Raw genomic sequence first — 3,154 nt, 5'->3', positions numbered from 1 at the left:
AGCCGGGCCGCCGTGGCGGCGACGGCGTGGCGCGCCATCGCATCCTCCAGCCCCGCCACCCAGGCAGGGTCGTAACGCGGCTCGGCCAGCAGCCGGTTGCGCTGGGCGGAAGCACTCTCGAAGGCCGCGATCTCGCGCGCATGGAACGGCTCCAGCGCGATCACCAGACGATCCAGGAATTTACGCCGGCCCGACGCGGTATCCGTGAACAGCCGGTCCATCTGTGGCGTCAGCCAGACAGCGGCGAGCTGCTCCGCGACATCCGATTGCGCCCGGGGCTTCACCCCGTTGAGGCGGAATTCCCGCCGCTCCGGCGCCCCTTCCACCGCCCCGGTGCCGATCTCCAGCCCGTTGGAAAACTGTGCGGCCACCGCCCAGCCCCCGGCGCAGCCCTGGCGCGCCAGCTCGGCGAATTTTGCCCCGCGCAGGCCGCGCCCAGGGACCAGCAGCGAGGCCGCTTCCAGCAGATTGGTCTTGCCCGCGCCGTTCGGGCCGGTGAATACCAGGCGCCGCGCCGGCGCCTCAAAGCGCAGCGTGGCGTAGGAGCGGAAATCGGTGAGGGTCAGGCGGGATAGCAATATGACGGCGGTCCTTTGCCGCTTTTTGAAAAAAGCGGCACCAAAAACTTTTGCTCACTGGCGGTGAAGCCCTGGCAACGGCGTGGAAAACACCCAGCACCCAGGCGCAAAAGGTTTTGGGCGCAGGCGGCCAAGGTTCCAGCACCGCGAAGCGGTGCTGGAAAGCCGCCGGAGGGCATGGCCCTTTTTTCAAAAAGGGCCACAAAACCTTCACACCCGCATCGGCATCAAAACATAAACCGCCGAGCTGTCATTCTCTTCACGCACCAGCGTCGGCGCGGCGCCGTCAGCGAAGGCGAATTCCACCTTGCCGGATTTGATCTGGTCGGTGACATCCGAAAGATAGCGCGCCTGGAAGCCGATTTCCAACGGCCCGGACTGGTAATCCACCAGATCCCCGCCCAGCTCCTCGGAGGCCGAGCCCTGCTCGGCGGAGGCCGCTGAGATCACCAGCAGCTCCTTCGCCAGCGAGAGCTTCACCGGCCGGTGCTTCTCCGCCGAAATCGCCGAGACGCGGCCGACCGCATCGTTGAAATCCTTCTTGTCCACCCGCAGGATCTTGTCATTCCCGCGCGGGATCACGCGGTCATAATCCGGGAAGGTGCCATCGATCAGCTTGCTGGTCAGGCGCATCGTGCCAATGGTGAACTGGATGCGCGTCTCGGAAAGCGCCACCTCCACCTCGCCGCTCGCCTCATCCAGCAGCTTGCGCAGCTCGGTCACGGTCTTGCGCGGCACGATGATGCCGGGCATGCCAGCCGCCCCGCTCGGGAGCGGCTCCTCAACGCGCGCCAGACGATGCCCGTCCGTCGCCACCGCGCGGATCACCGGGCCGTCCTGGCCCTCGGCGGCGTGCAGATAGATGCCGTTGAGATAATAGCGCGTCTCCTCGGTGGAGATGGCAAAGCGCGTGCGGTCGATCAGCCCGCGCAGCTCGATCGCCGAGAGCACGAAGCTGTGCGAGAGCTTGCCGGCATCGAGCTTCGGGAATTCCTCGACCGAGAGCGCCACCAGGCTGGTGGAATAGCGCCCGGCGCGCAGCGCCAGCGGCGCGTCCCCGCCCGGATGATCGAGCTCGATCACCGCATTCTCCGGCTGGCGGCGGACAATCTCATACAAGGTCGCCGCCGGCACGGTGATGGCGCCGTCGCGCAGCGTCTCCGCCGCCACCTCTTCCACCAGCGCGATCTCCAGATCGGTCGCGGCGATGGAAAGCCGGCCATTCTGCACCGAGAGCAGCACGTTGGCGAGAATGGGAATGGTATTGCGCTTCTCCACCACGTTCTGAACGTGAGCGAGCGACTTCATCAGCGTGGCGCGATCGGCCTTGAACTTCATGATACCCTTCCAGACTGCGATCGAATCACTTGGTTTGCGGCGCGATTCGGGCCTTAGAGTAGCAAGCTGACCAGGGGCTTGCAAAGCCAGGGATTCGGCCAAAGAAAAGGGGCCCCGCGGGCCCCTTTCGCGCCACCGGCAAAGGCGGGCTCAGTTCTCCAGCATGCGCTTGAGCAGCTCGACATCCTCGGCGAAGGCGGCATCCTGGCCGATCAGCTCGGTCACCCGCGAGACCGCATGCATGACGGTGGTATGGTCGCGGTCGCCGAAATGCCGGCCGATATCGGGCAGGCTCTTCGAGGTGAGCTGCTTGGCCAGATACATTGCCACCTGGCGCGGCCGGGCGATGTTGCGCGCCCGCCGGGCGGAGCTCATCTCGGCGATGCGGATATTATAATGCTCGCAGACGCGTTTCTGGATCTCCTGGATGGAGATCTTGCGGTCATGCGCCTTCAGCACATCGTGCAGCACCTCATGCGCGGTATCCAGCGTCACCTGCCGGTTGAACAGGTTGGCGTGGGCGACGAGGCGGTTCAGCGCGCCTTCCAACTCACGGTTATTGCTGGTGATCTTGCGGGCGAGGAATTCCACCACCTTCGGCGGCACCTCCACCCCGGCGCGCTGCGCCTTGGCTTCCAGAATGGAATAGCGCAGCTCGAAGGTGGTGGCGTGCAGATCCGCGACGATGCCGCAGCCCAGCCGGGTGCGCAGACGATCCTCCAGCCCCGACAGATCGGACGGAGATTTGTCGGCGGAGATGACGATCTGCTTGCCCGCATCCACCAGCGCGTTGAAGGTGTGGAAGAATTCTTCCTGGGTGTTGTCCTTGCCGATCAGGAACTGCAGATCGTCGATCATCAGCACGTCGACGGAGCGCAGCTCGTTCTTGAATTCCAGCGTGGATTGCGAGCGCAGCGCGTTGATGAAGCGGTACATGAAGCGCTCGGCGGACATATAGGCCACCGAGACCGGCCGCCCGCCGCGCGCATTGGTGGACAGCTCCCAGGCGATGGCGTGCATCAGATGGGTCTTGCCCAGCCCGACACCGCCATAAAGGAACAGCGGGTTGAAGCCCGGCGTCGCCGGGCTCTCGGCCACCCGCCGCGCGCAGGCATAGGCGAATTCATTCGGCTTGCCGACGACGAAGGTCTCGAAGGTAAAACGCTGGTCCAGCCCGGCCATGTTCTCCTGGCGCGGCGCCGGCATCGCCGCCTGCCCGGCCACCGGCCGCGCGGCCG

The 3,154-nt window shown here is 65.5% G+C and carries 2 protein-coding genes and 1 pseudogene; all 3 read right to left on the bottom strand.

What is annotated here, in order from left to right; genetic code table 11:
* A pseudogene (locus MXAZACID_RS19960) lies at positions 1-578 on the bottom strand (DNA replication and repair protein RecF); the annotation flags it as partial.
* 210 nt (positions 579-788) lie between these two features.
* On the bottom strand, positions 789-1,916 hold the full coding sequence (gene dnaN / locus MXAZACID_RS01695) for a DNA polymerase III subunit beta (RefSeq protein ID WP_008492289.1): 1,128 nt from the start codon (positions 1,914-1,916) through the stop codon (positions 789-791).
* A 150-nt stretch (positions 1,917-2,066) separates the two neighbouring features.
* Positions 2,067-3,154: chromosomal replication initiator protein DnaA (dnaA, locus tag MXAZACID_RS01690; protein WP_008492288.1), on the bottom strand; the 1,088-nt coding region annotated here is incomplete at its 5' end.

This window comes from Acidocella sp. MX-AZ02 (genome assembly GCF_000306035.1).
Lineage (GTDB): Bacteria > Pseudomonadota > Alphaproteobacteria > Acetobacterales > Acetobacteraceae > Acidocella > Acidocella facilis.
Note: the sequence above shows the minus strand (reverse complement) of the source record. Positions and strands in the feature narration are given on the sequence as shown.